The organism is Microvirga roseola (genome assembly GCF_020866965.1).
Lineage (GTDB): Bacteria > Pseudomonadota > Alphaproteobacteria > Rhizobiales > Beijerinckiaceae > Microvirga > Microvirga roseola.
Map to the genome: position 1 here is coordinate 50,033 of NZ_JAJATX010000014.1, position 26,726 is coordinate 76,758.

Genomic DNA, 26,726 nt, shown 5'->3' on the forward strand with positions numbered 1-26,726 from the left:
TCTTAGCATCTAAAATGAGAACATAACAGAAACAAACCTATTCCTCCCCAGCTGTGGCGAGTGCGACGAAACGCGCGCGCTCCGCCGGCGCCCCTTTTCCCTGGGGATCGAAGACGTTCTGATGCAGGAAGAAGTCCGTGAGTGCAAATCCGGCGCGGATATCCTCCTCCCGCGGCCGATTGGCCTTGGTCTGACCGATCAGAAAACCCGGCAGCTTGAGGAGACGGTCCTTATAGGGCTCTCCCGCCTCGGCGCTGACGGCCCGCCCGCTTTTCGGAGAGACATAGGTCAGGTCCCTTTCGGTTCCGGTGGCGGCGCAGGAAGACAGGTCGAGTCCGAAGCCGAGTTCCGCCAGCATGGCCAGTTCGAACCGCACGAAGAGCGCCGGAGCCAGGTCCGGATCGTCCAGGTGATCCACGAGGACGGTGAGGGTCTCATAGAGGGCGAAATGGGGATCCCGCTCCGGGAAGTAGCGCAGCAGGTGTGCTAGCGTCGCCAGACCATAGAGCGCCATGGACGAGCCCATCAGGCGGGCCGCACGCAGGTTCAGAGCCTCAATCTGGTAGGCCCCCAGATGCTCGTCGAGCCGCGCACGCCAGGTCGCATGCACGGTGTTTCCGGGCTGAAGTACGGGTTGCATGGTCTTGGAGCGCCCGCCATGAACAAGGCCCAGATGCCGTCCGTGCTCACGGGTCATCAGCTCCACGATGACGCTTGTCTCGCCGTGCTTTCGGACGCCGAGAACGACGCCCTCATCGGTCCATTGCATGAGGTGTGACGACCTGAAGAAGGAAGATCTGCTGACCTGACACTTAAGCGCTCAGCAAGCTTTTTTCTACGGATTTCAAGGGCGAGCGCCTTTCTCCGACCGCTTTCGGCAGTTGAAACCCTGCCCTTTGGGAACCAAAGCTGCACAGATTGTTTTGTCGAGGTTCAGGTTTTCCATGTCGTAGTGCGAGTTATGAAAACATCATCTTTCCTTCTTTCGACCGCCGCGATTCCGTTGATGCTGCTGGTGTCGCCAGCAGCGGCCAAATCGCTCTCCACCTCCGAGCCTCTCGTCATCGCTCAGGCCGAGCCAGGCAGCCCGGAAGAGCTGAGGCGCCGCCGCGACCGCCCGGACGATGCCGGTCCGCGCGGCCCCCGTGGGGCCCGCCCCGACGAGCGCCCCGACAGGCCGAGAGCACAGGAACAGCGGGACAGGGGACCTGCCGCTGAGCGCGGCCCTCGCCGGGATGCGGAGCAGGGCGAGCGACCGGACCGACCGCGCCGTGAGCCGGGACCGCCCGCAGAGCGGCCCGCCCGTCCGGCCCAGGCCCCTGAACGTCGCGAGCGGCCGTCGGAAGCTCCGGAGCGGACGCGCCGTCCGGCTGCTCAGGAGCGAACCCCTGCCGCAGCGCCCGCTGAGCAGAGGCGTGGCGAGGAACGCCAGGACCGTCAGGAGAGGCGTCAGGAACGGCGCGACCAGCGCCAGGAGCGTCGCGAGGATCAGCGCCAGGAGCGCCGTGAGGAACGCCGGGATCGGCGTGAGGACCGCCAGGAGCAGCGACAGGAGCGCCAGCAGCGGGCTCCCGAGGCCGCACCCCAGCCGCGCGCGACGCCGCCGGCGCCGAGCGCGGCACCTTCCCCTGCCCCTGCGCAGCCCAGAACCGCTCCGGTGTCGCCGCGCCCTGTGGAAGCGCCGCGTCCCGAGCGCCAGCGGGATCAGGGCCAGGATCGCGAGCGGCCCACCGCCCGTCCGGTTCCGGTGGAGGCTCCCGAGGCCGGTCCCCGCGAGCGCCGGCAGAGCGAATTCGAGGGACGCCGGCTGGAGGATCTCCGCAGCCTTCGCCGCCACCGGGTCGAGGAAGGCGGACGGCGCGTCATCATCGAGGAGCCGGGCAGCCGTCGCATCATTCGCGAGGGCGACCGGGTCATCATCCGCCACGACGAGACGGAGCGTTTCCGCCGCCTCTACGGACGTGACGATATTCGCGTCGAGCGGCGTGGTCCCGACGAGGAAGTCACGATTATCCGCCGCCCGGACGGCACGGAGATCATCTCCGTCCGCGACGAGGACGGGAATCTCATCCGCCGCATCCGGCGCGGTCCGTCCGGGCGCGAGGTCGTGCTGATCGACAACCGGCGCAGGGATTTCGGCGGCCGTCGCGGCTACTTCGTCGAGGAGGAGGTCATCGCGCTCCCGCCGCCGGTGGTCAGCATCCCGCGCGAGGAATACATCGTCGAGGTGGAGCAGGCCTCGCAGGAGGACCTCTACCGGGCCTTCACGGCGCCTCCGGTCGAGCGCGTCCAGCGCAACTACACGCTCGACGAAATCCGCCAGAGCCAGTCGCTGCGTGAGCGTGTGCGCCGGGTCGATCTCGATACCATCACCTTCGATTTCGGCTCCTGGGAGCTAGACGAGAACCAGATCGGCGCCATGACCGGCATCGCGCAGGCGCTCAGGAGAGCCCTCGAGCAGAACCCGAACGAGGTGTTCCTGATCGAAGGTCACACGGACGCGGTCGGCTCCGACGAGGACAACCTCACCCTCTCCGACCGCCGTGCGGAAACGGTGGCCACGATCCTCACGGAGCGATTCGGGATCCCTGCCGAGAACCTGACGACTCAGGGCTACGGCGAACAATACCTGAAGGTGAACACGCAAGCTCCCGAGCGGGACAACCGCCGGGTGACGCTCCGGAGAATTACGCCCCTGCTCCAGCAGGGACAGGTTCAGCAGTAAAGGCTGCGGGAACCGATCTTCGGGCCAGTACAACAGAACGCCCGGCAGCGGGTATTTCCGCTGCCGGGCGTTTTCTTGTGGTCGCCTGGGCAAATTCTCCCTTTCTTAAAGTTTTGTCGTGACGCTACGTCAGCTAAAATCTAACATGAGAGCCAGACGATGCTCGGTATTCTACGTCGTGCACCGCAAGCGGCCGCTTTGGAGGAAATCGCTCGGCCGGAGGGTGAGAGTGCTGCCGATGTGCCCGTGGAGCAGGCCCGTCGCGATGACACCGACGCTGTCGATGCCCTCGAAGCGGATGTCCTGAAGGCCATACGCGGCGTCACCCAGGCCATCGCGGAGGCGGCATCGGAAGTCGCCGCCGTCGAAAAGGACCTCACGGAGATCAGGGCCCATGCCGGGGAACTATCGGCCCTGGGCAGCACAGCATCGGGAGAGACCCTGTCGCTTGCCTCCTCCACCGAGGAACTGACGACGACCTCCTCCGAGATCGGCCGGGCCATGGACCATGCGAGCCGCCGCATCGCCGATGCGGTCCAGGCGGCGCAGAAGGCGAGCAGCCTGATCCTCGAGCTCTCGAATGCCACGACGGAGATCGCCGGGATCGTGGATACGATCTCCGCAGTCGCCCGCCAGACGAATCTGCTGGCGCTCAATGCGACCATCGAGGCGGCGCGGGCGGGCGATGCCGGAAAGGGCTTTGCGGTCGTGGCCGGAGAGGTCAAGGCGCTGTCGGTCCAGACGAGCAGCGCCGCCGACGATATCCGTGCACGGATCGCCAACCTCCGCGAAACGGCCAATGCCTCCACGACGGCCGTGGCGGAGGTTGTGGAGGTCGTGCAGGACGTGCAGCCCGTCTTCGGGACCGTCCGCAAGGCGGTCGAGAACCAGAACGCCGCCATTGGCGAGGTGGCGCGCCTTGCGAGCGCGACGTCAGCCAGCGTCAGCCGCGTGAACGAGCAGGCGTGCGGTGTCGACGAGACCTCCCGAGACGCCAGCGAGCGGGCTCATCAGGCCGACACGGCCACCAAGGCCGCCGACGGGGTCGCAAAGGCGCTGGGGCAGCGCTTCGTGACAGCTATCCGGCAGAGCGAGATCGGCGACAGACGCCGTGCCGACCGCTTCCCCGTGGATCGTCCGGCCAGCCTTCTCATCAACGGAAAGCGCTTGCCGGCGCGCACCATCGACATCAGCAGCGGGGGCGTTCTTCTCGCCCCGATCCCCGACTGCCCCACCGCATCCGGCCGTTCGGGCGAGATCGAGATGCAGGAGATCGGGCGGGTCGCAATCCGCGTCGTCGCCACGAGCGCCATGGGCATCCACTGCACATTCTCCGATCCCGCGCAGGACGTACGGCAGCGGATCGATTGGCTCGTGGCCGATGTCGAAAGCAGTTACCGTCCGCGCATCCTGCTCGCGCAGGAGATGGCGCGGCAGGTCGAGCGGCTCATCGAGAACGCGGTGTCAGAGGGGGCTATCTCCAGCGAGGCGGTTTTCGACACGGATTACCGGCCGCTTCCGGGCACCGATCCCGTCCAGCATCAGACCGCTTACCTGCCGGTTTTCGAGAGGCTCCTGCCGGGGGTGCTGGAGCCGGCCCTGGGTGCGGATTCGAAAATGGCGTTCTGCCTCGCCATCGACCGGAACGGCTATATTCCGGTTCACAACAGGATCTATTCGCAACCCCAGCGTCCCGGAGACCCGGCCTGGAACGCGGCCAACGCCCGCAACAAGCGCATCTTCGACGACCGCGCCGGGATCACCGCCGCACGCTCGACGCGGCCCTTCGTCGTGCAGGCCTATGCCCGCGACATGGGCGGCGGCAAGGTCGTGATGATGCAGGAGGTGGACGCCCCCATCCGCGTGTTCGGACGGCACTGGGGCGGGCTGAGGACCGCCTACCGGCTTTGAGCTAACCTCCCCGCGGGAACTCCAGTCCCATTTCCCGATAGCGTTCGGGATCGTCGCCCCAGTTCTCGCGCACCTTCACGAACAGGAACAGGTGCACAGGAGCCTCGGCGATTTCGGAGATTTCCTTGCGGGCCGCCTGCCCGATGGCCTTGATGGTTTGGCCGCCCTTGCCCAGCACGATCTTGCGCTGGCTGTCCCGCTCCACGAATACGGTCTGCTCGATGCGGACCGAGCCGTCGGGCCGCTGCTGCCACTGATCGGTTTCGACCGTGGACTGGTACGGCAGCTCCTCGTGCAGGCGCTCGTAGATCTTCTCGCGGGTGATCTCGGCCGCGAGCATGCGCAGGGGCGCATCGGAGACCTGGTCTTCCGGGTAGAGCCACGGGCCTTCCGGCATCATCTCGGCGAGCTGGCGCCTGAGAGTGTCGATGCCGTCGCCCTTGAGCGCCGAGATCATGAAGGTATGCGCGAAGGGCACCTTCTCGTTCAGGGTCGCCGCGAGCTCCAGCAGCTTCGAGCGCTCGATCAGGTCGATCTTGTTGAGAATCAGGACCTTCGGCTGCCGCAGATCGGGAAGTTTCTGGAGGATCGCCTCCGCCTCCTCCTCGATGCCCTTGCGCACGTCGAGGAGGAGCGCGACCACATCGGCATCCCCTGCCCCGCCCCAGGCCGAGGTGACCATGGCGCGGTCCAGCCGGCGCTTCGGCTTGAAGATGCCGGGGGTGTCCACGAATACGATCTGCGCATTGCCGTCGATGGCGATGCCGCGCACGAGAGCCCGGGTCGTCTGAACCTTGCGCGAGACGATGGAGACCTTGGAGCCGACGAGCGCGTTGAGCAGCGTCGACTTGCCCGCATTGGGCGCGCCGATGAGAGCGACGAAGCCGGCCTTCGTGTTGGTTTCCTCAGGCGACGCCATTTTCTTCCTCCCTCCAGACGCTCTCCCTGAGGAGAAGGCTTCGCGCCGCCGCCTGTTCCGCAATACGCTTGGACGTCCCCAGTCCGAATTCGCTTTCCGTGCCCCTCACCTTCACCATCACCCGAAATTTCGGGGAGTGGTCAGGCCCGGTCTGCTCGACGACCGTGTAGGTCGGTGGCGGCAGGCCCCTGCCTTGAGCCCATTCCTGAAGGGCGCTCTTCGGGTCCCGAAGGGGACGGCGCGGCGCTTCGAGCAGATCCTTGAACGAGCGCTGGACGAGGTCCCGCGCCGCCTCGAAGCCGCCATCGAGGAAGACGGCTCCGATGATGGCCTCGCAGACATCCGCGAGGATGGTCAGGTTGCGGCGTTCCCCTGAATGGGCCTCGCCTGCGCCGAGCTTAATGTGAGGGCCGACATCCCAGTCCACGGCGATCTCGGCGCAGCTCTCACGGCGTACGAGTTCCGCCAGCCGCCGGGAGAGTTCGCCCTCGGGAGCGCCGGGGAAGGTTCTGTAGAGCAGGTCCGCGATGGCGAGGCCGAGCACCCGGTCGCCGAGGAATTCCAGTCTCTGATAGCTCTGCCCCGCGGCCTGGGGGGCGCTGACATGGGTGAGCGCCTCCTCCAGAAGCGCAGGCTTTTCGAAGCGATAGCCGAGCTTCTTGAGAAGCTCCTCCGGATTCGACTTGCTGCGGCGCGCCACGGCTTATCGAATCCCCTCGAAGAGACGGCCCCAGCGGATGCTCTGCGGCCATTCCCACGGACGCCACAGGGAGGCGCTCTCGTCGATGGAGAAGAAGATGATCTCCGCCCGCCCCACGAGGTTCTCGTAGGGCACCTGCCCGACGCTGGCCTCGTCCCGCGAGTCGGTCGAATTGTCCCGGTTGTCGCCCATCATGAAGTAATGATCGGGCTGCACCGTATAGACGTCGGTGTTGTCCCAGTAGCCGCGGTTGTTGTCCCGCTCGATCACATAATAGGAAACGCCGTTGGGCAGCGTTTCCCGGTACTGGGGAACGGCGACGGGGCGGCCGTAGAGATCGGTCGTAGTGTAGTCCTGCACCCGCTCGCGCTGAACGGGCGTGCCGTTGATGTGCAGGACGCCGCCGATCACCTGGATCCGGTCGCCGGGCAACCCGATGACGCGCTTGATGTAGTCGGTCGAATTGTCCTTCGGCAGCTTGAAGACCGCGATATCCCCGCGCTTGGGCTCGGACCCGAAGATGCGGCCGGAGAAGAGCGGCGGGCTGAATGGCATGGAATGTTTGGAATACCCATAGGTGTATTTGGACACGAACAGGTAGTCACCGATCAGCAGGGTCGGGATGAGGGATCCCGACGGGATGTTGAACGGCTGGAACAGCACCGTGCGGACAACCACCGCGATCAGCAGAGCCTGGATAATGACCTTGATGGTCTCCCAGAGGCCGCCTTCTTCTTTTTTCGCGCTGTCGCCCACGTACTTCTTGGCGTTTTCGGTCACTTGAATTCGATCCATGCTCGAGGAATGCGACGGCCTCATGCCATCGCATGTCGTTGCGGCGATCGAGAGAGGTTTGCACTCGGCTTGGAAGTGCAAGCCGCTCCCGATTGGCATTGGCCGCAGACCTTGTCCGGCGGCTGGAGACCCGTCCCGCCGGAGCCTTGCTCTAACCTATGGCGCGCCCTGCCGCAACGCGGCCTCTTCCTCAGGCCGGAAGCGCCTCGATGATCACAAAGGCTTGAGCCAGGGGCGGATCGTCCGTCAGCGAGACATGAACGACGGCCTTGTGACCCTCGGGCGTCATCGCCTGCAGACGCTCCAGCGCCCCTCCCGTCAGGCGCATCGTCGGGCGGCCGCTGGGAAGGTTGACCACCTCCATGTCCCGCCAGAAGACGCCATGGCTGAGGCCGGTGCCCAGGGCCTTGGCGCAGGCCTCCTTCGCGGCGAAGCGGCGAGCATAGGACGGAGCCCGGGCGGCGCGGCGGTCGCTCCTCGCCCTCTCGCCCTCGGTGAAGATGCGATGGGTGAAGCGGTCGCCGAATCGGGCGATGGAGCGCTCGATGCGGCGGATGTCACAGAGGTCCGATCCGATCCCCAGGATCATGCCGGCACCTGCGCCCGGCCCTGATCCATGGCGGCGCGCATGACCCGCACGGCCTCGTCCAGCCCCATGAAGATCGCCTCCCCGATGAGGAAATGGCCGATATTGAGCTCGACCACCTGCGGAAGGGCTGCGACCGGCCCGACATTGTCGAGGGTCAGGCCATGGCCAGCATGGATCTCGAGCCCGATCCCAGCACCATGCTCCGCCGCTCGGCGCAGCCGGCTCAGCTCATGGGCGATACGGGCCTCGTCGCCCTCGGCCCAGGCTTCGCTGTACGTGCCGGTATGAAGCTCGACTACGGGCGCGCCCAGTTCGCAGGCGGCGTCCATGACTTCGACTTCCGGCTCGACGAATAGAGACACCCTGATGCCTTCGCCCTTCAATTCCTGAATGATGGGACGCAGATGGGCATGGCCGCCGATAATGTCGAGGCCTCCCTCGGTCGTCCGCTCCTCCCGCTTCTCGGGGACGAGGCAGCAGGCATTCGGACGGATACGCTTGGCGATCTCGACCATTTCGGCAGTCGCCGCCATTTCGAAATTGAGCGGTACGAAGAGGTTGCGCCTGAGCCGCTCCATGTCCTGCTCGCGGATATGCCGCCGGTCCTCGCGCAGATGGGCCGTGATACCGTCGGCACCTGCCAGAACCGCCATGTTGGCGGCTCGAATGGGATCCGGGTGAAAGCCGCCCCGCGCATTCCGCACGGTTGCGACATGATCGATGTTGACGCCGAGGCGAACGGGAGGAGCGGTCATAGAATGTTTTTAGCCTAGAGCCGCAGATTGACCAGAGGCCTGGGAGTGCCCGTGCACGCTATCAACGGCAAAGGCCGTACTTTTATCCGGACTTGTCATTTCCGGCCGGATCTGGCGAAGCCAACGCAGGGGAGAAGCCAACGCAGGGGAAAGGAATTCCGCCACGCGCTCGGCACTCTGGATCCCCTTCCCTTGCTTCGCTCGCCGGGGATGACACCAGGAACCGGCGCTTGCCTTCCCGGCCCAAATCGCCTATAGGCCCCACTTCGCGTTCGCTCCGGCCGGGGGCTGAACGGACGGCGTGGCTTGCCGCGCAGGGTCTTCGGACCCGTCGTCCCGTGTCTCCGCCTTCGACAACCGCTCGGGCCTTGAGGCTCGAAGGGCTTGGCGCCGATCGGACGCGCGAAACGGCCGAAACACTCTTCAAAACAGTGCTTTAGGCTTGAACCTCAAACCTGAGAAAGGCCCACTATGCCTCTCTACGAGCATATTTTCATGGCTCGCCAGGACGTGACCCCCCAGCAGGTCGAGACGATGGTCGACCAGTACAAGGGCGTCATCGAGCAGAATGGCGGCAAGATCGAGAAGACCGAGATGTGGGGCGTGAAGTCCCTCGCCTACCGCATCAAGAAGAACCGCAAGGCGCATTTCACGATGTTCAACCTCGACGCCCCGGCTAACGCCGTGGCCGAGATGGAGCGTCAGATGCGCATCAACGAAGACATCCTTCGCTTCATGACCATCCGCGTCGAGGAGCTCGAGACCGAGCCGTCCGTGATGATGCAGAAGCGTGACCGCGACGAGCGCAAGGACCGCGAGCGCCGTGAGCGCGACGGCGGCTTTGAAGGCGGCGGCGGCGAAGGCGAGGAGGCTTAATCATGGCATTTGGTGCTGGTGGCGGCGGTGGCCGTCGTCCGTTCTTCCGTCGTCGGAAGACCTGCCCCTTCTCGGGGCCGAACGCTCCGAAGATCGATTACAAGGACACGAAGCTCCTGTCCCGCTACATCTCCGAGCGCGGCAAGATCGTTCCTTCGCGCATCACAGCCGTGTCGGCCAAGAAGCAGCGTGAGCTTGCCCAGGCGATCAAGCGCGCGCGCTTCCTGGGCCTGCTGCCCTACGTGATCCGCTAACAAGCTTCAGGCGGGCCGCCTCGCGCGGCCCGCTTTTCGACAGTCGTCGCCCAGCGGTGCAACCCCGCCGGGTCAGTTGGGGCAGGATAAGCCCCTAACCCTGCGAGAGAGCAGCGGGACAGCGGGACCATGAATTTCATCGTTACAGGCATCGGCGCGGGCCTCGTTTCGGCCCTTCTGACTGCGGTGGTCGTCAAGGCCACGCCGCTGGCCGCCGTCCTGTATCTCCTCGCCCCGATCCCCGTCCTCATCGTTTCGCTCGGCTGGAACCACCGCTCCGGCCTCGTCGCCGCCGTCGTCGGCGGACTTGCCATCGCGGCCTTCATTTCTCCCTTGAGCGGTGTCGGTTTCGCGCTCGTCACGGCCCTGCCCGCCTGGTGGCTGGCCTACCTGTTCCTTCTCGGCCGCCCGGCCCAGGACGGGACCATGGAGTGGTACCCGGTCGGACGCCTGCTCGCCTGGATCGCCGGCACGGCCGCACTCACCACGGTGGCGACCGCGGTCATTTCCAGCGGCGGCGACTACGAGACGCTTCTGCAGAACTCCCGCGAGTTCTCCGAGGCCTTCATTAACCTGCAGTCCCCGCCGGAGAGCCCCGACGCCCTCGATCCGGAAACGCGGCGGCAACTGATCGATGCCCTCGCCCGGGGAACGCCGTTCCTGTCCGCCTTCGGCTTCACCGTCTTCCTTGCCTTCTATCTCTGGGCGGCAGGGCGGATCGTTCACGCCTCAAAGCGGCTCCCGCGCCCCTGGCCCTCGCTTCCGGAACTCGCCATGCCGCGCTTTTCCGGGCTCGTGCTGGTGTTGGCTTTCCTGCTGGTCAATTTCATCGACGGCTTCGCCGGCGTGCTCGGCTACGCCCTGCTGGGCGCGTTCTTCGCGGCCTTCGTCATGCAGGGTCTGGCCTTCATCCACGACTGGACCCGTGGGAAGCCTGCCCGGCCCTTCATTCTGACCGGACTGTACCTGCTCGTCTTCCTGACGCAGGCCGTCCTGATGATTCCCCTGGCGCTGCTCGGCCTGACCGACGCGGTGATCGGCTTCCGCCGTCGCCGCTTGGCCGACGCCAACAGCCGGGGCCCCTTTCCACCCGATCACAACCCTTAAAGGAGAAAACCCATGGAAGTGATCCTCCTCGAACGCGTCGCCAAGCTCGGCCAGATGGGCGAGACCGTAAAGGTCCGCTCGGGCTATGCACGCAACTTCCTCCTGCCGCGCGGAAAGGCCCTGCGCGCCACCGATGCCAACAAGGCTCATTTCGAGCAGCAGCGCGCCCAGCTCGAGGCCCGCAACCTCGAGCGCCGCAAGGAGGCTGAGGTCGTCGGCGAGAAGCTGAACGGCCAGAGCTTCATCGTCATCCGTCAGGCTGGCGAGACCGGCGTTCTCTACGGATCGGTCTCCACCCGCGACCTCGCCGAGGTCATGACCCAGGGCGGCTTCACGGTCGACCGCAACCAGATCGCCATCAATATGCCGATCAAGACCCTCGGCCTGCACACCGTGCCGGTCACCCTCCATCCGGAGGTCGAGGTGCAGGTGACGATCAACATCGCCCGCAGCCCCGAAGAGGCCGAGCGTCAGGCCCGCGGCGAGATGGTCTCGACCCGCGAGGAGATGGACCTCGAGGATCTTGGCCTCGAAGTCGGCGCCGCTCTGGCCGAGGACGAGGGCGAAGAAGCCTAAGCTGGAGCGGTTGCTCCAGTTCTTGCTTTGTTCTAAAATCGCGCTCTCCGTCGATTCGATGGGGAGCGCTTTTTCGTGGGCTTCAGACAATGCCTGGAGTCAAGCCGAACCTGCACGAGAATGCGCGCCGTGTGAGAATCGAGGACAGCGAGGACAGATCGGGCGAAGGCTCGGTTCTGTGCCTGATCGGCAACCTTTCGCACACTAACTGCGGTCTAAGAGCTTCCTGAAGTCCCACCCTCGTATCCGGAGCGCCAGATGGCCACCGCCAATGCCCTGATCGCCCGCCTCGAAGCCGCCGAGCCGCAGTTCCGCACGCCCCCCTCGAACCTCGATGCCGAGCAGGCGCTCCTGGGCGCGATCCTGGTCAACAACGATGCCTACTACCGGGTCTCCGACTTCCTGGAAGCCGGACACTTCTTCGAGGATCTGCACCGGCGGATCTACGAGGTGGCGACGAGCCTCATCAAGGCCGGCAAGGTCGCCACGCCGATCACGATGAAGACCTTCCTCGGCGATCAGGATCTCGGCGGCATCACGGTCTCGCAGTACCTCGCACGCCTTGCGGCCGAGGCCACGACGGTCATCAATGCCGAGGATTACGGGCGCACCATCTACGACCTCGCGATCCGCCGCAGCCTCATCAATATCGGCGAGGACATCGTCAACACCGCCTTCGACGCCCCTGTCGACAGCTCGCCCAGCGACCAGATCGAAGAGGCAGAGCGGCGTCTTTACTCCATCGCCGAAACGGGCCGCAGCGACGGTGGCTTCCAGAAATTTTCGGACGCCCTCACGGCCGCTATCGACATGGCCGCCGCCGCCTACAAGCGCGAAGGCGCGCTCTCCGGTATCTCGACGGGCCTCATCGATCTCGACAAGTCCCTCGGCGGCCTTCAGCCCTCCGACCTCGTCATCCTCGCGGGACGCCCGGCGATGGGTAAGACCTCGCTGGTGACGAACATCGCCTTCAATATCGCAAAGGCCTACCGGGCCGAGAAACAGCAGGACGGCTCCCTCAAGACCGTGAACGGCGGCATCGTCGGCTTCTTCTCCCTCGAAATGTCGGCCGAGCAGCTCGCCACCCGTATCATCGCCGAGCAGTCGGGCGTGCCGTCCTACAAGATCCGCCGCGGCGACATGCGCGAGGACGATTTCTACAAGATCACCGAAGCCGCCCGCGAGATGCAGTCGATTCCCTTCTACATCGACCAGACCGGCGGCATCTCGATCGCACAGCTCACGGCCCGCGCCCGCCGCCTCAAGCGCCAACGCGGCCTCGACATCCTGATCGTCGACTACCTCCAGCTCCTCTCGGGCTCCGCCAAGAAGGGCGAGAACCGAGTGCAGGAGCTGACAGAAATCACCACCGGACTGAAAGCTCTCGCCAAGGAACTGTCGGTTCCGCTCATCGCCCTCTCCCAGCTCTCCCGTCAGGTCGAATCGCGCGACGACAAGCGTCCCCAGCTCGCCGACCTTCGTGAATCGGGCTCTATCGAGCAGGACGCCGACGTTGTCATGTTCGTTTACCGCGAGGAGTATTATCTTAAGAACAAGGAGCCGAAGCCCGGCACCGAGGACTACTTCAAGTGGCAGGCGGAGATGGACCAGGTCCACGGCAAGGCCGAAGTCATCATCGGCAAGCAGCGTCACGGACCGACAGGCACCGTACAGCTCGCCTTCCAGGCCGACATCACCCGCTTCACCGATCTTGCGGATGAAGACAAACTCCCTGAACGGATTGGCGATTGACCAAGCTTCCTTCGCAGAACGAAACTCCCGGCCGCATCTCCGAGGAAGCGGCCGGCGGCCTCCTCCACATCGATCTCGATGCGCTGGCCTCGAACTGGCGCAGTCTACGCGACAGTGCAGGCGGGGCTGAAGCGGCTGCAGTGGTCAAGGCGGATGCCTACGGCACCGGCATCGAGCAGGCGGTCCCCGCCCTCGCCCGCGCCGGCTGCCGCACCTTCTTCGTGGCCCACCTGAGCGAGGCGATCCGCGCACGCGACGTGGCGCCGAACGCCACGATCTACGTTCTGAACGGCCTTTTTTCCGGCACCGGCCCGACCTATGCGCAATTCGATCTGCGCCCCGTCCTCGGCTCCTTCGAGGAGATCGGAGAATGGGCCGGGTTCTCCCGTGCCCAAGGAAAGCGCCTCAAGGCCGCCATTCACGTGGATACCGGCATGAACAGGCTGGGCCTCACCGTGCCCGAGGGAATGACGCTCAGGAACCTGCCCGATCTTCAGGACTTCGAGACCGCTCTTCTCATGAGCCATTTCGTGAGCGCGGAAGAACACGACAATCCCTTGAACCAGCAGCAGATCGAAGCCTTCCAGGCCGTACGGGACACGCTCCCCGGCATTCCGGCCTCGCTCGCAAACTCGTCCGGCATCTTCCTGAAGGAAAAGCCGCATTGCGATATCGTGCGCCCCGGCTATGCGCTCTATGGCGGCAATCCGACACCGGACCGGGACAATCCGATGCGCCCGGTCGTAGGGCTCGAAGGCCGGATCGTACAGCTTCGGGTGGTCGAGCCCGATCAGACCGTCGGCTATAATGGCCGCTGGCTTGCCCTGACGCGGCGGCGCATCGCGACGATCTCCGTCGGCTATGCGGACGGATACCCGCGCTCCGCCAGTGCCCGGGGGAAGAGCGGCGAGGAGCTTCTGGCCGGTGTGGCCATGGTGGCCGGACGCCCCTGCCCCTTTGCAGGCAATGTGTCCATGGACCTGGTCACCGTCGACGTGACCGATGTCCCGGAACGCCAGGTGAAGCGGGGCGACACCGTCACGCTTATCGGCGACAACCTTACCGTCGACGAGGTCGGCCGCCGAGCAGGCACCATTGGCTATGAGATCCTCACCAATCTGGGACGGCGCTATGCCCGCATCTATCGGGGAGGAGAAGGCTGATGGCGAAGCGTCATCCCTCCTTCGTCTGTCAGGAATGCGGCGCGGTCTATAACCGCTGGAAGGGTAAATGCGAGGCCTGCGGCGGCTGGAACACCATCGCCGAGGAAACCGGCTCCGCCAGCCGGATGGCCGGGCCGGTCTCCACACGCCCCTCCCGGGCCAAGGGCCGCATCTTCCCATTGGAGGGCCTTTCCGGCGAGACCAAGGAGGCTCCACGTACGCCCTCCGGCATCGCCGAACTCGACCGGGTCACCGGCGGCGGGTTCGTGCATGGCTCCATCATCCTGCTCGGAGGCGATCCCGGTATCGGCAAGTCGACCCTCCTGATGCAGGCTTCCGCGGCGCTCGCCAACCGCGGCCACCGCGTGGCCTATATCTCGGGCGAAGAGGCCGTGGCGCAGGTCCGCCTCAGGGCCGAGCGCCTGGGGCTGGGCCAGGCTCCCGTCGAGCTCGCCTCTGAGACGAATGTCGAGGACATCATCGCGACCTTGAGCCAAGGCCGCCCGCCGGCGCTCGCCATCATCGACTCGATCCAGACCATGTGGACCGAGACAGTAGAGTCGGCTCCGGGCACGGTCACTCAGGTGCGTGGCAGCGCCCAGGCCCTCATCCGTTTCGCCAAGACGACAGGCACGGCCGTCATCCTCGTCGGCCACGTGACCAAGGACGGTCAGATCGCCGGGCCGCGGGTGGTCGAGCACATGGTCGACGCGGTGGTGTCCTTCGAGGGCGATACGGGCCATCACTTCCGGATCCTGCGCGCGGTGAAGAACCGCTTTGGTCCCACGGACGAGATCGGCGTCTTCGAGATGTCGGACCAAGGCCTGCGCGAGGTGCCGAACCCCTCCGAACTCTTCCTTGCCGGGCGCGATATGGCGACTCCTGGCACAGCGGTCTTCGCCGGGATGGAGGGCACCCGTCCGCTTCTGGTGGAAATCCAGGCGCTTGTTGCCCCCTCCTCCCTCGGCACTCCGCGCCGGGCGGTGGTGGGCTGGGACCAGAGCAGGCTCTCGATGGTGCTCGCCGTTCTCGAGGCCCATGGGGGCCTGAAGCTCGGGATGCACGACGTCTATCTCAACGTCGCCGGCGGCCTGCGCATCACGGAGCCTGCCGCGGATCTTGCGGCCGCCGCCGCCCTGGTGTCGTCACTCTCCGGCAATCCGTTGCCTCCGGACACGGTCTATTTCGGCGAAATGGGCCTGTCCGGCGCCATTCGGCCCGTAGCCCAGGAGCAGGCGCGGCTGAAAGAAGCGGCCAAGCTCGGCTTCTCCAGCGCCGTCGCTCCGGCCGCCCGTGTGGAGTCCAAGAGCAGCAAGGCCGAGCGCCTGCCGTTGGCGGCCTCCTCCATAGGCCATATTACGGATCTGGTGGCTGGAATTGCAGCGCGGCGACGGAAGGCCTCGTGACGGCACTCCGGCTAGGTCATTGGAACGAACGGCCCAATTAACGAGCGTGGCTAGTTTGGAACTGCTATAAACTGCGAATGCCACTTCGTACGTACTTCCTTGGAAGCTTAGTCAAAACGAGCTATGCATTAAGTCTTAGTGCCTAGAGGACAATAAAAAATGGCTACAATCCAGCTCTCTGCGACCACTGTAGAAGAAAATGCAGGTAGCGAAGTCGTCATCGGCACTCTCAGTGTCGACGATGCCGCCGGCGAAGAATTTACTTTCGAACTCGTGGACGATTTCGGCGGCCGTTTCAAGATTGTTGGAGATCAGCTTCTTGTAGCGGATGGCAGCTTGCTGAACTATGAGGATCTGAGCTCTTTTGAACTTGAGATTTCTGCAGAGAGCAAGGATGCCGAAACGCCTACGGACGTGCCTAATAAATTCTTCACAATCGATGTGACGGATGTCAATGAAGCACCGACGGATCTTGTATTCACAGGCGGCATGATTGCAGAAGATGCACAGCTCGGCACAGACGTTGCGACACTCACGGGCCTTGATCCGGATGCCGATACGACCCTGACCTATGCCATTGTCGACCAGAATGGTGAACGCATCGACAATTCCCTGTTCGAGATCGTCGGCAACAAGCTTCAACTAAAGGCCGGTCTCGATCAGATCCATGTTGGGACCCACACCCTCAGCATCATGGTCACGGACGGCGGCGAGACGACTGAGCCCTACATCGAGCAGATCACGATCACAGTCACGGATGCCGCGGAAGTCTTCGGCGGGACATCTGGCAAGGACAAAATCACAGGCACCGCCTATGCTGATGCGATCGACGGCGGAAACGGCAACGATACGCTCTACGGCCTGGACGGGAATGACGATATCGACGGCGGATCCGGCAAAGACAAGGTCTACGGCGGCAACGGCGACGACGTGATCAACGGCGGATCCGGCAAGGACAAGCTCTATGGCGGCGCGGGAAAGGACACTTTCGTGTTCGACAGCCCCGTCAAGAAGGGACATTTCGACCGTATCTACGACTTCAACGCGAAGGATGATGTCCTGCAGTTTGACCTTACAGACTTCCGGGCCTTCAAGTCCAAAGCCTCCAAGGCAGATGGCAAGAAGGAGGGTGACGACGACAAGGGTCCAAAGGGAGGCGACAACAAGGGCAGCTCCAAAAAGTCCGTCAGCTACGACAAGATCTTCAAGAAGGGCAAGCTGGACAGCAAGCACTTCAGCAGCGACACCAAGCTCGACTCGAACGACTATCTTTACTATAATAAAAAGAATGGCATCGTCTACTTCGACGTCGACGGCAGCGGCAAAGAAAAAAGCCTCGCCATCGTTCAGCTGAAGCCGGGAGATGACTTCTCCCGCAGCGACTTCTACTTCATCTAAACAAGAGCCTTGCTCCTACCGAGCCCCGGCAGATCAGTTTGCCGGGGCTTTTGCTTGTGCCCGCACCTGCGGGCTCAGCCTTGGCGGGCGTAGCGAGACAAAGCCGGACGGCGGATGCTATCCCGCTGCAAAGCTCTCCCGTAGCCAACTCCAAGGGGTGACGAAAGCTTGTCTTGAGGTTATACACCCGACGCCCTGAACCCCGCGAACGCGGCATTCATCCCTGTTTCTTGCGTTAGGCTCGGCCCATGCCCCTTTCGATCCTGGACCTCGTTGTCATCGGAGTCGTCCTGATTTCGGCCCTCCTGGCAGCCGTGCGCGGCTTCACCCGTGAGGTCCTCGCCATTGTGGCGTGGGTGGTCGCGGCCGCGGCCGCCTGGTACCTTCACGAGGCCGCCCTGCCTGTCGCCCAGGATTACATCAGCAACAACACCATCGCCCTTGTTGCGGCCATCGGCACGATCTTCGTGATCACCCTCATCATCGTATCGATCATCACGGTCCAGATCTCGGACCTGATCCTCGATTCCCGCATCGGAGCCCTCGACCGGACCCTGGGCCTTGTCTTCGGCGCGGCCCGCGGCTTCCTGATCTGCGTGATCGGCTGGGCGTTCTTGAGCTGGCTGCTCCAGGGCAAGGAGCCGGAATGGGCCACCGCCTCCCGCACCCGGCCCGCCATGGAAGACGCCCGCGACAGCATCATCGCGACGCTTCCCCAGGACACAGAGGTCCTCATACAGAGGCTGCGGAATAGGGGCGCTGCCCCCGAGACCGAGCCGGCCGAGCCGGTCGAACCCGATCCGCAGCGCGGAACCGTGCCCCTCGTCCCAGTACCGGCCGAGCCGGCAGCACCCCAGCGCCGCGGCTAAGCTGCTCCAATCACTCTTTGGACAGCGACAGGAAAAGACATTGGCGTTCGGCCTAAGGCCGACTACATAAGGTCTGCGCCGCCGGTGGGCGCGAGTCCCAAGGAAATCATGATGTCTGTTTGGTCTGAGACGTGGCAGGTCACCCCCAAACAGGTGGACCTCGACCTCGACGGCGATACCCTGCGTGAAGAATGCGGCGTTTTCGGCATTTACGGCCATCCGGATGCCGCGGCGATCACGGCGCTCGGCCTTCATGCCCTGCAGCACCGCGGCCAGGAGGCGGCGGGCATCGTCTCCTTCGACGGTCGGGTCTTCCATCTCGAGCGCAGGATGGGGCTCGTCGGCGACGGCTTCTCCGACCGTTCGGTGATCGAGCGCCTGGAGGGTCTCTCCGCCATCGGACACGTCCGCTACTCGACCACCGGCGAGACGGTCCTCCGCAACGTGCAGCCCCTCTTCGCTGAGCTTGACGGCGGCGGCTTCGCGGTGGCTCACAACGGCAATCTCACCAACGGCCTGACCCTGCGGCGCAACCTGATCCGGGACGGCGCAATCTGCCAGTCCACCACCGACACGGAAGTTATCGTCCACCTCGTTGCCCGCAGCCGCCATGAGAAGGTTGTCGACCGCTTCGTGGAGGCGATCCAGCAGATCGAGGGCGCCTATGCCCTCGTAGCGCTCACCAATAAGAAGCTCATCGGCGCCCGCGACCCGCTCGGCATTCGCCCCCTCGTCATCGGCGAACTCGACGGCCGCTATATCCTGACCTCCGAGACCTGCGCCCTGGACATCATCGGAGCGCGCTTCGTCCGCGATGTCGAGAACGGGGAATGCGTCGTAATCTCGGACAGCGGCATTGAATCCTTCCGCTTCGCTCCCGAGCAGACGGCGCGGCCCTGCATCTTCGAGTACATCTATTTCGCCCGCCCCGACTCCATCGTGAACGGGCGCAGCGTCTATGCGGTGCGCAAGGCCATGGGACGGGAAATGGCGCTTGAAGCACCGGCCCAGGCCGACGTGGTCATCCCGGTGCCGGATTCCGGCGTTCCGGCCGCTCTCGGCTACGCCCAGACCTGCGGCCTTCCTTACGAACTTGGCATCATCCGCAACCACTATGTGGGCCGGACCTTCATTCAGCCGACCCAATCGGTGCGCGAACTCGGCGTGCGCATGAAGCATTCCGCCAACCGTTCGGCCATCGAGGGCAAGCGGATCGTTCTGGTGGACGACAGCCTTGTGCGTGGCACCACCTCGGTGAAGATCGTCCGGATGATGCGGGAGGCCGGGGCAAAGGAGGTTCACTTCCGAATCGCCAGCCCCCCGATCACCCATCCCGATTTCTACGGCATCGATACCCCGGAGAAGGACAAGCTCCTCGCCGCCACCCATAACCTGGATCAGATGCGGGAATATATCGGCGCGGATTCGCTGGCCTTCCTTTCCATCGACGGCATCTACCGGGCGATGGGGGAGCAGGGCCGTAACTCGGAACAGCCGCAATTCACCGACCACTGCTTCACGGGCGACTACCCGACGGCGCTGACAGACCTGAAGGTCGCCACCCCACGCCGTCTCGCCCTCCTCGCCGAAGCCGACTGAGAAGACTCGATGAACAAGCCCCTTTCTAACCGCGTCGCGGTCGTCACCGGCGCTTCGCGCGGCATCGGCCGTGCGGCGGCGCTCGCCCTGGCAGACGCCGGTGCCCACATCATCGCGCTCGCCCGCACCCAGGGTGCGCTCGAGTCCCTCGATGACGAGATCCGCGCCAAAGGCTCCTCCGCCACTCTCGTGCCGGTGAACCTGAAGGATCTGGAAGCCCTCGACCGGCTCGGAGCGGCAATTTACGAGCGCTGGGGCAAGCTCGATATTCTTCTCGGCAACGCAGGACAGCTCGGCGAGCTTGCACCTATCACCCATATCGACCAGCCGGTCTGGGACGAGGTGATGGCGGTCAATGTGACTGCCAATTACCGCCTGATCCGCTCCCTCGATCCGCTCCTGCGGGCTTCGGATGCCGGACGTGCGATCTTCGTGACCTCAGGCGCGGCTCACAAGTGCAAGGCCTATTGGGGTGTTTATTCGGTGTCGAAGGCAGCTCTCGAGGCCTTGGTGCGCACCTACGCCGCGGAGACAGTGACGACGCCGGTCAGAGCGATGCTTCTCAATCCGGGCCCATTGCGCACCAATATGCGCCGCGCCGCGATGCCGGGCGAGGATCCGCTGACGCTCAAGACGCCCGAGGAACTCGCTCCTCACATCGTCAAGCTCGCCCTGCCCTCCTGGGATCAGACCGGCAAGATCTATGACTTCACCCAGGACGGCAAAGTCCTCGAACCGCAGATGCCGGCCTGAACGCCACCGCAGGCGGATGACGCTCATGACGGGCTATGTGTAGCTCCGCCCAAGGGGAGCATGATCCGGCACAGCAGGCCCTCAGGGCGGTAGTCGAGCTCGACTGTTCCGCCGACGGTCTGATTCAGGGATCGCTCGATCAGCGTAGTGCCGAAGCCGCGCCGCTTCGGCGGGGAGACCCGCGGACCTCCCCGCTCTTTCCACTCCAAAGCCAGATGGTGGCTTTCCGGACCGTCCTCGACCGTCCACCTCACCTCGACGCAGCCGCTCGGCACGCTGAGCGCTCCGTATTTGGCAGCATTCGTCGCCAGTTCGTGGAGGACGAGGCCGACGGACAGGCCAACCTGAGGCTCGAACGCAATCGCCGGTCCATCGAGAACGATGTTTGTGCCCTCCGGACTCCTATAGGCCTCAAGCTCGAACAGGAGCTGCTCGATCAGCGTGGTGCTGCTCCAACCGCTCTCCACCAGCAGCGAGTGGGTCTCGGAAATAGCGCCGAGCGGCCCTTGGAGGGACTGCTTGTAAGTCTCGACCGTATCGGCATTGCGCGCGCTCAGGGCGACGACCGAACTCACCAGCGCCATCATGTTCTTCATGCGGCGGCTCAGCTCGGATGAAATCAGGCGGCGCTGTTCCTCTATCTCCCGTCGTTCCGTGATGTCGAAGGTCACACCGCTCATGACCTCGGGTTCGCCTCTGGAATCGTAGAGAACAACCGCTTTGGAAGCGACCCACCGCACCGTGTCGTCGGGGCAAATGATCCGGAATTCGAGCCTGAATTCGGTGCTTTCCTCGATGGCGTCCTCCAGGGCCTCCTTCATCTGCGGCAGGTCGTCGTGGTGGACGCGCTCGAGGGCGTGCTCGCTCTGCAGCGTCCTGCGCTCGGGCAAACCCCAGAGCCGTCGCGCAGCGGCATCGGCAACCACCGCGTTCGTCTTCAGGTTCCACTCCCAGATGCCCATGCGACCACCCTTCAGAGCGAGGCGCAGACGTCCCTCGCTTGCCTCCAGGACCCGGTTGCGCGCTTCGAGCTCCTGCTCGATGCGCTTGCGCTCGGAGATATCCCGGATCACTACGGTCAGGGTCGTGCGCCCGAAAAGGCTCTGACGGGAAACGGTCGCCTCGACAGGAAACTCCTCGCCGTTCTTGCGACGGCCCGATACCTCTCTGCGGTGGCCCATGATGCGCCGAGTCCCCTCGGCGCCCTCGGCGAAAGCCCGCACATCAGCCTTGTGGTGCTGACGGAACCGTTGGGGCAAGAGATTTTCCACCGGCTCTCCAAGGACCTCTTCCGTCCTGTAGCCGAAGGTTTCCTCGGCCGCACGATTGAAGAGCAGGATGCGGCCACACTCGTCCGTGCTGACGATCGCATCGCCGACGAGCGCAAGGACGTCCGCGGCTGGGGCCTCGTAGGCCGGGTGACCAAACAAATCCATCCGAAGTCTTTCGATACCCGCGGGACCAGCTGCCGAGGCCAAGGTAGATCACGTTGCGGAAACTCACCGATCAACCAAACCTGCCCGGCCTGCGTCAGCCGAGCGCGCCCTCCTCTCAAAATGCGGGTCCGGAAGTGTACTCACCATCGGCTTGAAACTGACCGCCGGCCGACTTCAATAAGCTGGCTTTTACTGCCAAGCTTGCAGACGAACAGGACTGTTGCGGCGCTGCATCCTAGCTTTCAGCTAATATTCATATTCGAAACACTATCCGTGCATTCGGCCAAGTGATCGAACCGACGGCGATTTCTTGAGACATAATTTCTACGTCGGCGGAATTTTTTCAAAAACAGAAAGACCGAGCCGCCCCAAAGAGCGTCAGGGAGACGCCGGGCGGGACGGTGGCGGCGCAGACGCACGGGGCAGACAAGCACCGGTGTGGCAAGCCGTCCGGGGCACTTCCATGACCATCCAAGCAACCATCCTGCGCCCGGACGCGGCGCCGCGGCGGCGCTCGCCTGTCCGCTTCCAGAGGCTCTTCGGCCAGGAGGCCAGGAGTTTCTCTTTCCTCAGCGACGTCTGGTCGCTCGCCAGGCCCTACTGGCAATCGGACGAGCGAGGCTATGCCCGGCGCATGCTGGCGCTGCTGCTGGCCATCAAGTTCACGACCATCTGGATCTGCGTGCAGCAGAACCATTGGTATGCCAGCTTCTACGCGGCCATCGAAAGCCGTGATGTCTCAGCTTTCATGAAGCAGATCGGTCTCTTCGGCCTCATCGCAGGCAGCTTCATCGCATCCCTCGTCTACTCCCATTGGGTGGCGGAGAGCCTGAAGCTGCGCTGGCGCAATTGGCTGGTTCGCCGCTACACGCGGGACTGGCTCTCCAACCGGGCCTATTACCGCCTCCAGCTCCATGAAGAGCCCGGGACCAACCCGGACCAGCGCATCGTGGAGGATCTCGGCCTTTTCGCAGGCCAGACCATCAACCTCTCCGTCGGCTTTCTCGATGTGGCGGTCAGCCTGATTGCCTTCACCACGATCCTGTGGGGCCTGAGCGGCACGGTCACGGTCGCGGGCTTCTCGATTGCGGGCTACATGGTCTTCGCGATCTTCGGCTACACATTCCTCGCGAGTTGGTTCACTCACCTCATCGGCAATCCTCTCGCAAAGCTCCACACGGCGAACCAGAACCTGGAAAGCGACTTCCGCTACGGTCTCGTGCGGCTTCGGGAAAATGCCGAGACGATCGCCTTCTACCGGGGCGAGGAGCGGGAGGCAGGCCTCCTCGATGAGCGCTGGACCAAGGTGGTAGGCAATTTCTGGAGCATCATGCGCCGGGAGCGATCCATTGGGTTCTTTGCGCATACTCACGGCCAGTTCAGCATCATCCTGCCCTTCCTGCTTTCCGCTCCGCGCTTCTTTACGGGGCAGATCACCTTCGCCCAGGTGATGCAGATCGCCGCCGCCTGCGGCGCGGTTCGGGCCTGCCTGAATTTCTTCATCACGAGCTACGGCCAGATCGCCCAGTGGCGGGCGACGACGGAGCGCCTCAAAAGCTTCCGGAAGCGCCTGGACGAGGCGAAGGCCGATGCATCCTCCCCAGTCACGGCGGAGCGTGGGGGCGAGGCTTTCGTCGTCCGCGATCTGGAACTGGCGCTGCCAAGCCGGAAAACCCTCGTCACCGGCGTGAACCTGGAAGTCGCCCGCGGCGAGGCTGTGCTGATCAAGGGCGCGTCGGGCACCGGCAAGAGCACTATGCTGCGGGCTGTGGCGGGCATCTGGCCCTACGCCAGCGGCCGGATCTCCTTTGCAGAGAGCGAGGTCTTCTTCGTGCCGCAGAAACCTTATCTGCCCCTCGGCACCCTGAGGCAGGCCGCATTCTATCCTGCCGTCCCTTCCGGCGATGACGAAGAGGTCGCGCGGGTGCTCGAGGCCGTGCGCCTCGGCCATCTCATCGAGCGCCTCGACGAGGTCGACAACTGGGGCCAGCTGCTCTCCGGCGGCGAGCAGCAGCGCCTGGGCTTCGCCCGCATCCTGCTGGCGAAGCCGCAAACGGTTTTCCTCGATGAGGCGACCTCCGCCCTCGATGAGGACACCGAACGCTATCTGTACGAACTCCTGCGCAAGGCCGAGTGGAAGCCGACGATCCTCAGCATCGGGCACCGCTCGACCCTGGACCGCTTTCACGACGGGACATTCGAGCTGAAGGCGGCAGCTTGAGGCCTGCACCGGAAGGATTGCCTCCCGCGCTGCGGTACCGGCGCGGAATGGTAAAAGCCGCACGTCTCCGGCCGTAGTAGGATCACCCTGGCTGGGGCGGCAGGCCGGGCCGGTTTTTGCCGGCTCCGGATGGAGGCCCGCATGGATACCGAGCAGCAGGTCGCACGGCACTACACGCACGGCAATCTCGAAAGCGCGATCCTCGACGTACTCCGCACAAGCGGCAAGGATGTCGAGAACCTCGATCCTTCCGACCTTTCAGGCGCCGACGAGTTCCATCTCGGTTGGCATGCGGAGACAGTCGAGTTCGCCAAGGAACTCGGCCTCAATCCCGGCATGCATGTGTTCGACATCGGCGCAGGGATCGGCGGCCCGGCACGACATTTCGGGAAGGCGCATCATTGCCGCGTTACCGGCATCGACCTCACGCAGGAATTTGTGGAGGTCGCCAATGCCCTTACCCGGCGCTGCGGACTGGATGACCGGGTGTCGTTCCAGCAGGCGAGCGCGCTCGCCCTTCCCTTTTCGGACTCCACCTTCGATGCCGCGACCATGATCCATGTGGGCATGAACATCGCTGACAAGCCGCGGCTGTTCTCCGAAGCCCGCCGTGTCCTCAAGCCCGGAGCGCTTTTCGGCGTCTACGACATCACGCATGCGAGCGAGGCCGCTATTCCCTACCCGATGCCCTGGGCGGCCACGGAGGAGACCAGCTTTGTCGAGACGCTCAGCGACTATCGGACGAAGCTCGAAGCCGCCGGCTTCCGGATCGAGAAGGAGCGCGACCGCAGCGCCTTCGCGCTCGAACTCGGACGCCGGATGCGTGAGAAAGCTGCAACGGACGGCATGCCGCCTCTCGGTCTCCACACCCTGATGGGTCCGGCGACCCAGGAACGGCTTGCCAATGTGATGAGGGCGCTCGACCAGGGGACCATCGCCCCGGTCGAGATCATTGTGCGAGCTATCTGATCGCGGATTGCTTCAGATCGAAGGACCGCGATCAGGTCCAGCCCGTTTCGCGCCACCAGCTACTGCTTGGCCGGTTGTGCGGAATCCCCGGTCGCTGTGACCTCAAGAGCCTGCCGGAGTTCGCGAGCCGCGAAGTTCTAGGCGCTTTCGGCATCCTCCACCACGGGAGCAATACTGAAGAGCTCATGGGTCACACCCTCATAGTTCTGGTAGGTCACCTGGGAGTGACAATCCGATGACCCGTAAACCCGGCAAGGAAGCCTCCCATTCCAGCGCCGCAATAATCTCCTCCCAGCCACGGTTCGTCTGCTACCGTACCGAATTCCCGCACGGGGCATCGAACGCTTCGCCCAGGCCCCTGTTACTCCCACTGACCGTGTGCGACGGCCAGCACCCGATCTCGGCTGCATGCCGCACCGGATGAAACGCAGATCCCCTTTCCAGGATCGATCAGGAGGAGCGACATGATTTCCAAGCGACTCGTTCAACCGTCACTCGTGGCACTCGCCCTCGGTGCGGGTCTTGCCTTTTCCGCATCGGCCCAGACGGGCTTTCAGGCGCAGCCTCATCAGCAGAACCAGCTTATGATGCAGGAAGGGCAGGTCGGCCCCCGCACAGCAGGTGGCCTCCGGGACTGGAGCTACAACGATATCTACCGGAGCGGCTGGAGTGCTGAACGACTCCTAGACGACGCCGAGGTCATCGGGCCGCTTGGTGAGGAAATCGGCAATGTCGAGAACATCATCATCAGCGATCAGGGACAGATCCTCGGTATCGTGGCAGAAGTCGGCGGATTCTGGGATATCGGCGATACCCATGTCTTCGTACCCTGGAACCAGGTACGGGTGAGCCCCACCCTTGACCGGGTCGTCATTCCGGTCACGGAGGAAAACGTCGAGGAGTACACCTACGGCGCCAATGACATCCTGACCCGCGGCGCCGTCACGCAGACCCAGGTCGTCGACGACAATCTTGAGACAGGGCCAAGGCTCTGGAAGGCAACCGACCTCATGGACGACTATGCCTATCTGCGCGGCGATGTCGGCTATGGCTATGTCAACGACCTGATTTTCTCGACCGACGGTACCCTGCAAGCTCTCGTCGTGAACGCAGCCACAGCCTATGGCGGCGGCTATCGAGCCTTTCCGGCTTACGGATATGGCTACGGCGCAGGTTGGAATCCCGGCGCCGCCAACATCAACCTGGGCTATGACGAGACCGACGTCGTCAACCTTGCGCCATTCGAGTATAATCGGATGCCGGGCCGGGTGATGATCCGAAACCAGGCCGAAGCTGGCGGCGTGGCCCAGCGGATGGACACGGCAGCGAACGTGACAGGCGCCGTCCCGACGCAGTGGACGTTCCGTGATGTCGACGCCGACAGGAACCTGGAACTCACTGACCGCGAATTCTCAAGGGTCAGCGCCGGTATCTATGACCGTTGGGATGTAAACCGGGATTCCCGCCTCGATGCGGATGAGTTCTACACCGGCTATTATCGCGTGTTCGACACTGACCGCGACTGGAACATTTCGCAGAGCGAGTTCAACACCGGCTGGAACAACTGGGGCATTGGCGAACCACCGGTCGCCTATAACGACCTCGACACCGGCCGCGACGGTATCGTCGATCAGAGCGAGTTCCTGAGCGGAATGGAGCGAGTCGGCTATTATGATCGCTGGGATGCCAACCGGGACGCGGCCCTCGACCAGAATGAGTTCAACACCGGCATGTACGATGTGTGGGATGCGGATTCCGACGGTGTCCTCGCCCAGAACGAATTTAACGATCTGAGCGAGCGCGGCTGGTTCTGACCCCAGTCTGGTAGGCTCCTGAGGGCCTAACTGGAAGATCCGAATGGCCGGGCGAATGCTCGGCCATTCTTACGTCTGCGGCCGAAGCAAAGCCTTGGCAGAGGCATTGTCTCGGACAAAGCTTCCGAGGGAGGATTTC

General features: G+C 64.0%; 23 protein-coding genes. 16 read left to right on the forward strand and 7 right to left on the reverse strand.

Annotated elements, in window-relative coordinates:
* Nucleotides 1-37: 37 nt before the first annotated feature.
* On the reverse strand, nucleotides 38-769 hold the full coding sequence (gene recO / locus LG661_RS11085; protein WP_230531945.1) for a DNA repair protein RecO: 732 nt from the start codon (nucleotides 767-769) through the stop codon (nucleotides 38-40).
* 192 nt (nucleotides 770-961) lie between these two features.
* Here recO and LG661_RS11090 point away from each other — a divergent pair, with 192 nt between their 5' ends.
* Both LG661_RS11090 and LG661_RS11095 read left to right on the forward strand, forming a co-directional pair.
* Nucleotides 962-2,725 (forward strand): OmpA family protein, encoded by a 1,764-nt coding sequence (locus LG661_RS11090; protein ID WP_230531946.1) that lies wholly within the window; start codon nucleotides 962-964, stop codon nucleotides 2,723-2,725.
* 159 nt (nucleotides 2,726-2,884) lie between these two features.
* The gene (locus LG661_RS11095; protein WP_230531947.1) at nucleotides 2,885-4,636 is read left to right on the forward strand and encodes a methyl-accepting chemotaxis protein; all 1,752 of its coding nucleotides are present in this window, start codon (nucleotides 2,885-2,887) and stop codon (nucleotides 4,634-4,636) included.
* A gap of 1 nt (nucleotide 4,637) precedes the next feature.
* On the opposite strand, the gene era is transcribed toward LG661_RS11095, so the two are convergent.
* The 5 genes from era to LG661_RS11120 all read right to left on the reverse strand — a co-directional run bounded on the left by era (nucleotide 4,638) and on the right by LG661_RS11120 (nucleotide 8,394).
* Complete coding sequence (gene era / locus LG661_RS11100) at nucleotides 4,638-5,555, reverse strand: GTPase Era (RefSeq protein ID WP_230531948.1); 918 nt, start codon at nucleotides 5,553-5,555, stop codon at nucleotides 4,638-4,640.
* Nucleotides 5,542-6,255, reverse strand: a complete 714-nt coding sequence (gene rnc, locus LG661_RS11105) for a ribonuclease III (protein WP_230531949.1) — start codon at nucleotides 6,253-6,255, stop codon at nucleotides 5,542-5,544. Before rnc ends, era begins: the two co-directional genes overlap by 14 nt.
* A 3-nt stretch (nucleotides 6,256-6,258) precedes the next feature.
* A complete protein-coding gene (gene lepB, locus LG661_RS11110; RefSeq protein WP_407666696.1) occupies nucleotides 6,259-7,050 on the reverse strand; it encodes a signal peptidase I in 792 nt (263 codons plus the stop codon).
* Between the two features lie 190 nt (nucleotides 7,051-7,240).
* The gene (acpS, locus tag LG661_RS11115) at nucleotides 7,241-7,639 is read right to left on the reverse strand and encodes a holo-ACP synthase (protein WP_230531950.1); all 399 of its coding nucleotides are present in this window, start codon (nucleotides 7,637-7,639) and stop codon (nucleotides 7,241-7,243) included.
* Entirely contained in the window at nucleotides 7,636-8,394 is a 759-nt protein-coding gene (locus LG661_RS11120) for a pyridoxine 5'-phosphate synthase (RefSeq protein WP_230531951.1), read from the reverse strand. The genes acpS and LG661_RS11120 overlap by 4 nt, the downstream gene beginning before the upstream one ends.
* 471 nt (nucleotides 8,395-8,865) lie before the next feature.
* On the opposite strand from LG661_RS11120, the gene rpsF reads away from it, so the two are divergent.
* The 11 genes from rpsF to LG661_RS11175 all read left to right on the forward strand — a co-directional run bounded on the left by rpsF (nucleotide 8,866) and on the right by LG661_RS11175 (nucleotide 20,147).
* Nucleotides 8,866-9,270, forward strand: coding sequence for a 30S ribosomal protein S6 (gene rpsF, locus LG661_RS11125; protein WP_230531952.1), 405 nt, complete (start codon nucleotides 8,866-8,868; stop codon nucleotides 9,268-9,270).
* Between the two features lie 2 nt (nucleotides 9,271-9,272).
* The gene (rpsR, locus tag LG661_RS11130) at nucleotides 9,273-9,524 is read left to right on the forward strand and encodes a 30S ribosomal protein S18 (protein WP_160883627.1); all 252 of its coding nucleotides are present in this window, start codon (nucleotides 9,273-9,275) and stop codon (nucleotides 9,522-9,524) included.
* A gap of 129 nt (nucleotides 9,525-9,653) precedes the next feature.
* Nucleotides 9,654-10,631, forward strand: coding sequence for a DUF2232 domain-containing protein (locus tag LG661_RS11135; protein ID WP_230531953.1), 978 nt, complete (start codon nucleotides 9,654-9,656; stop codon nucleotides 10,629-10,631).
* Nucleotides 10,632-10,643: 12 nt separating this feature from the next.
* Complete coding sequence (gene rplI, locus LG661_RS11140) at nucleotides 10,644-11,207, forward strand: 50S ribosomal protein L9 (RefSeq protein ID WP_230531954.1); 564 nt, start codon at nucleotides 10,644-10,646, stop codon at nucleotides 11,205-11,207.
* A 258-nt stretch (nucleotides 11,208-11,465) separates the two neighbouring features.
* Nucleotides 11,466-12,959, forward strand: coding sequence for a replicative DNA helicase (locus LG661_RS11145; RefSeq protein WP_230531955.1), 1,494 nt, complete (start codon nucleotides 11,466-11,468; stop codon nucleotides 12,957-12,959).
* Nucleotides 12,956-14,122: an alanine racemase gene (gene alr / locus LG661_RS11150; protein ID WP_230531956.1), complete on the forward strand. Its 1,167-nt coding sequence runs from the start codon at nucleotides 12,956-12,958 to the stop codon at nucleotides 14,120-14,122. The genes LG661_RS11145 and alr overlap by 4 nt, the downstream gene beginning before the upstream one ends.
* Entirely contained in the window at nucleotides 14,122-15,528 is a 1,407-nt protein-coding gene (gene radA / locus LG661_RS11155; protein ID WP_230531957.1) for a DNA repair protein RadA, read from the forward strand. Before alr ends, radA begins: the two co-directional genes overlap by 1 nt.
* 159 nt (nucleotides 15,529-15,687) lie before the next feature.
* Entirely contained in the window at nucleotides 15,688-16,926 is a 1,239-nt protein-coding gene (locus LG661_RS11160) for a calcium-binding protein (RefSeq protein WP_230531958.1), read from the forward strand.
* 248 nt (nucleotides 16,927-17,174) lie between these two features.
* Nucleotides 17,175-17,795 (forward strand): CvpA family protein, encoded by a 621-nt coding sequence (locus LG661_RS11165; RefSeq protein ID WP_230531959.1) that lies wholly within the window; start codon nucleotides 17,175-17,177, stop codon nucleotides 17,793-17,795.
* A 111-nt stretch (nucleotides 17,796-17,906) separates the two neighbouring features.
* Nucleotides 17,907-19,394, forward strand: coding sequence for an amidophosphoribosyltransferase (gene purF / locus LG661_RS11170; protein ID WP_230531960.1), 1,488 nt, complete (start codon nucleotides 17,907-17,909; stop codon nucleotides 19,392-19,394).
* A gap of 9 nt (nucleotides 19,395-19,403) precedes the next feature.
* The gene (locus tag LG661_RS11175; RefSeq protein WP_230531961.1) at nucleotides 19,404-20,147 is read left to right on the forward strand and encodes an SDR family NAD(P)-dependent oxidoreductase; all 744 of its coding nucleotides are present in this window, start codon (nucleotides 19,404-19,406) and stop codon (nucleotides 20,145-20,147) included.
* A 23-nt stretch (nucleotides 20,148-20,170) separates the two neighbouring features.
* Here LG661_RS11175 and LG661_RS11180 read toward each other — a convergent pair whose 3' ends face one another.
* Nucleotides 20,171-21,583, reverse strand: coding sequence for a sensor histidine kinase (locus tag LG661_RS11180; protein ID WP_230531962.1), 1,413 nt, complete (start codon nucleotides 21,581-21,583; stop codon nucleotides 20,171-20,173).
* 463 nt (nucleotides 21,584-22,046) lie between these two features.
* Here LG661_RS11180 and LG661_RS11185 point away from each other — a divergent pair, with 463 nt between their 5' ends.
* The 3 genes from LG661_RS11185 (at nucleotide 22,047) to LG661_RS11195 (ending at nucleotide 26,587) form a co-directional block, all read left to right on the forward strand.
* Complete coding sequence (locus tag LG661_RS11185) at nucleotides 22,047-23,804, forward strand: ABC transporter ATP-binding protein/permease (RefSeq protein WP_230531963.1); 1,758 nt, start codon at nucleotides 22,047-22,049, stop codon at nucleotides 23,802-23,804.
* A 141-nt stretch (nucleotides 23,805-23,945) separates the two neighbouring features.
* Complete coding sequence (locus LG661_RS11190) at nucleotides 23,946-24,773, forward strand: class I SAM-dependent methyltransferase (RefSeq protein WP_230531964.1); 828 nt, start codon at nucleotides 23,946-23,948, stop codon at nucleotides 24,771-24,773.
* Between the two features lie 464 nt (nucleotides 24,774-25,237).
* On the forward strand, nucleotides 25,238-26,587 hold the full coding sequence (locus LG661_RS11195; RefSeq protein ID WP_230531965.1) for a PRC-barrel domain-containing protein: 1,350 nt from the start codon (nucleotides 25,238-25,240) through the stop codon (nucleotides 26,585-26,587).
* The last annotated feature ends 139 nt before the right edge of the window (nucleotides 26,588-26,726 follow it).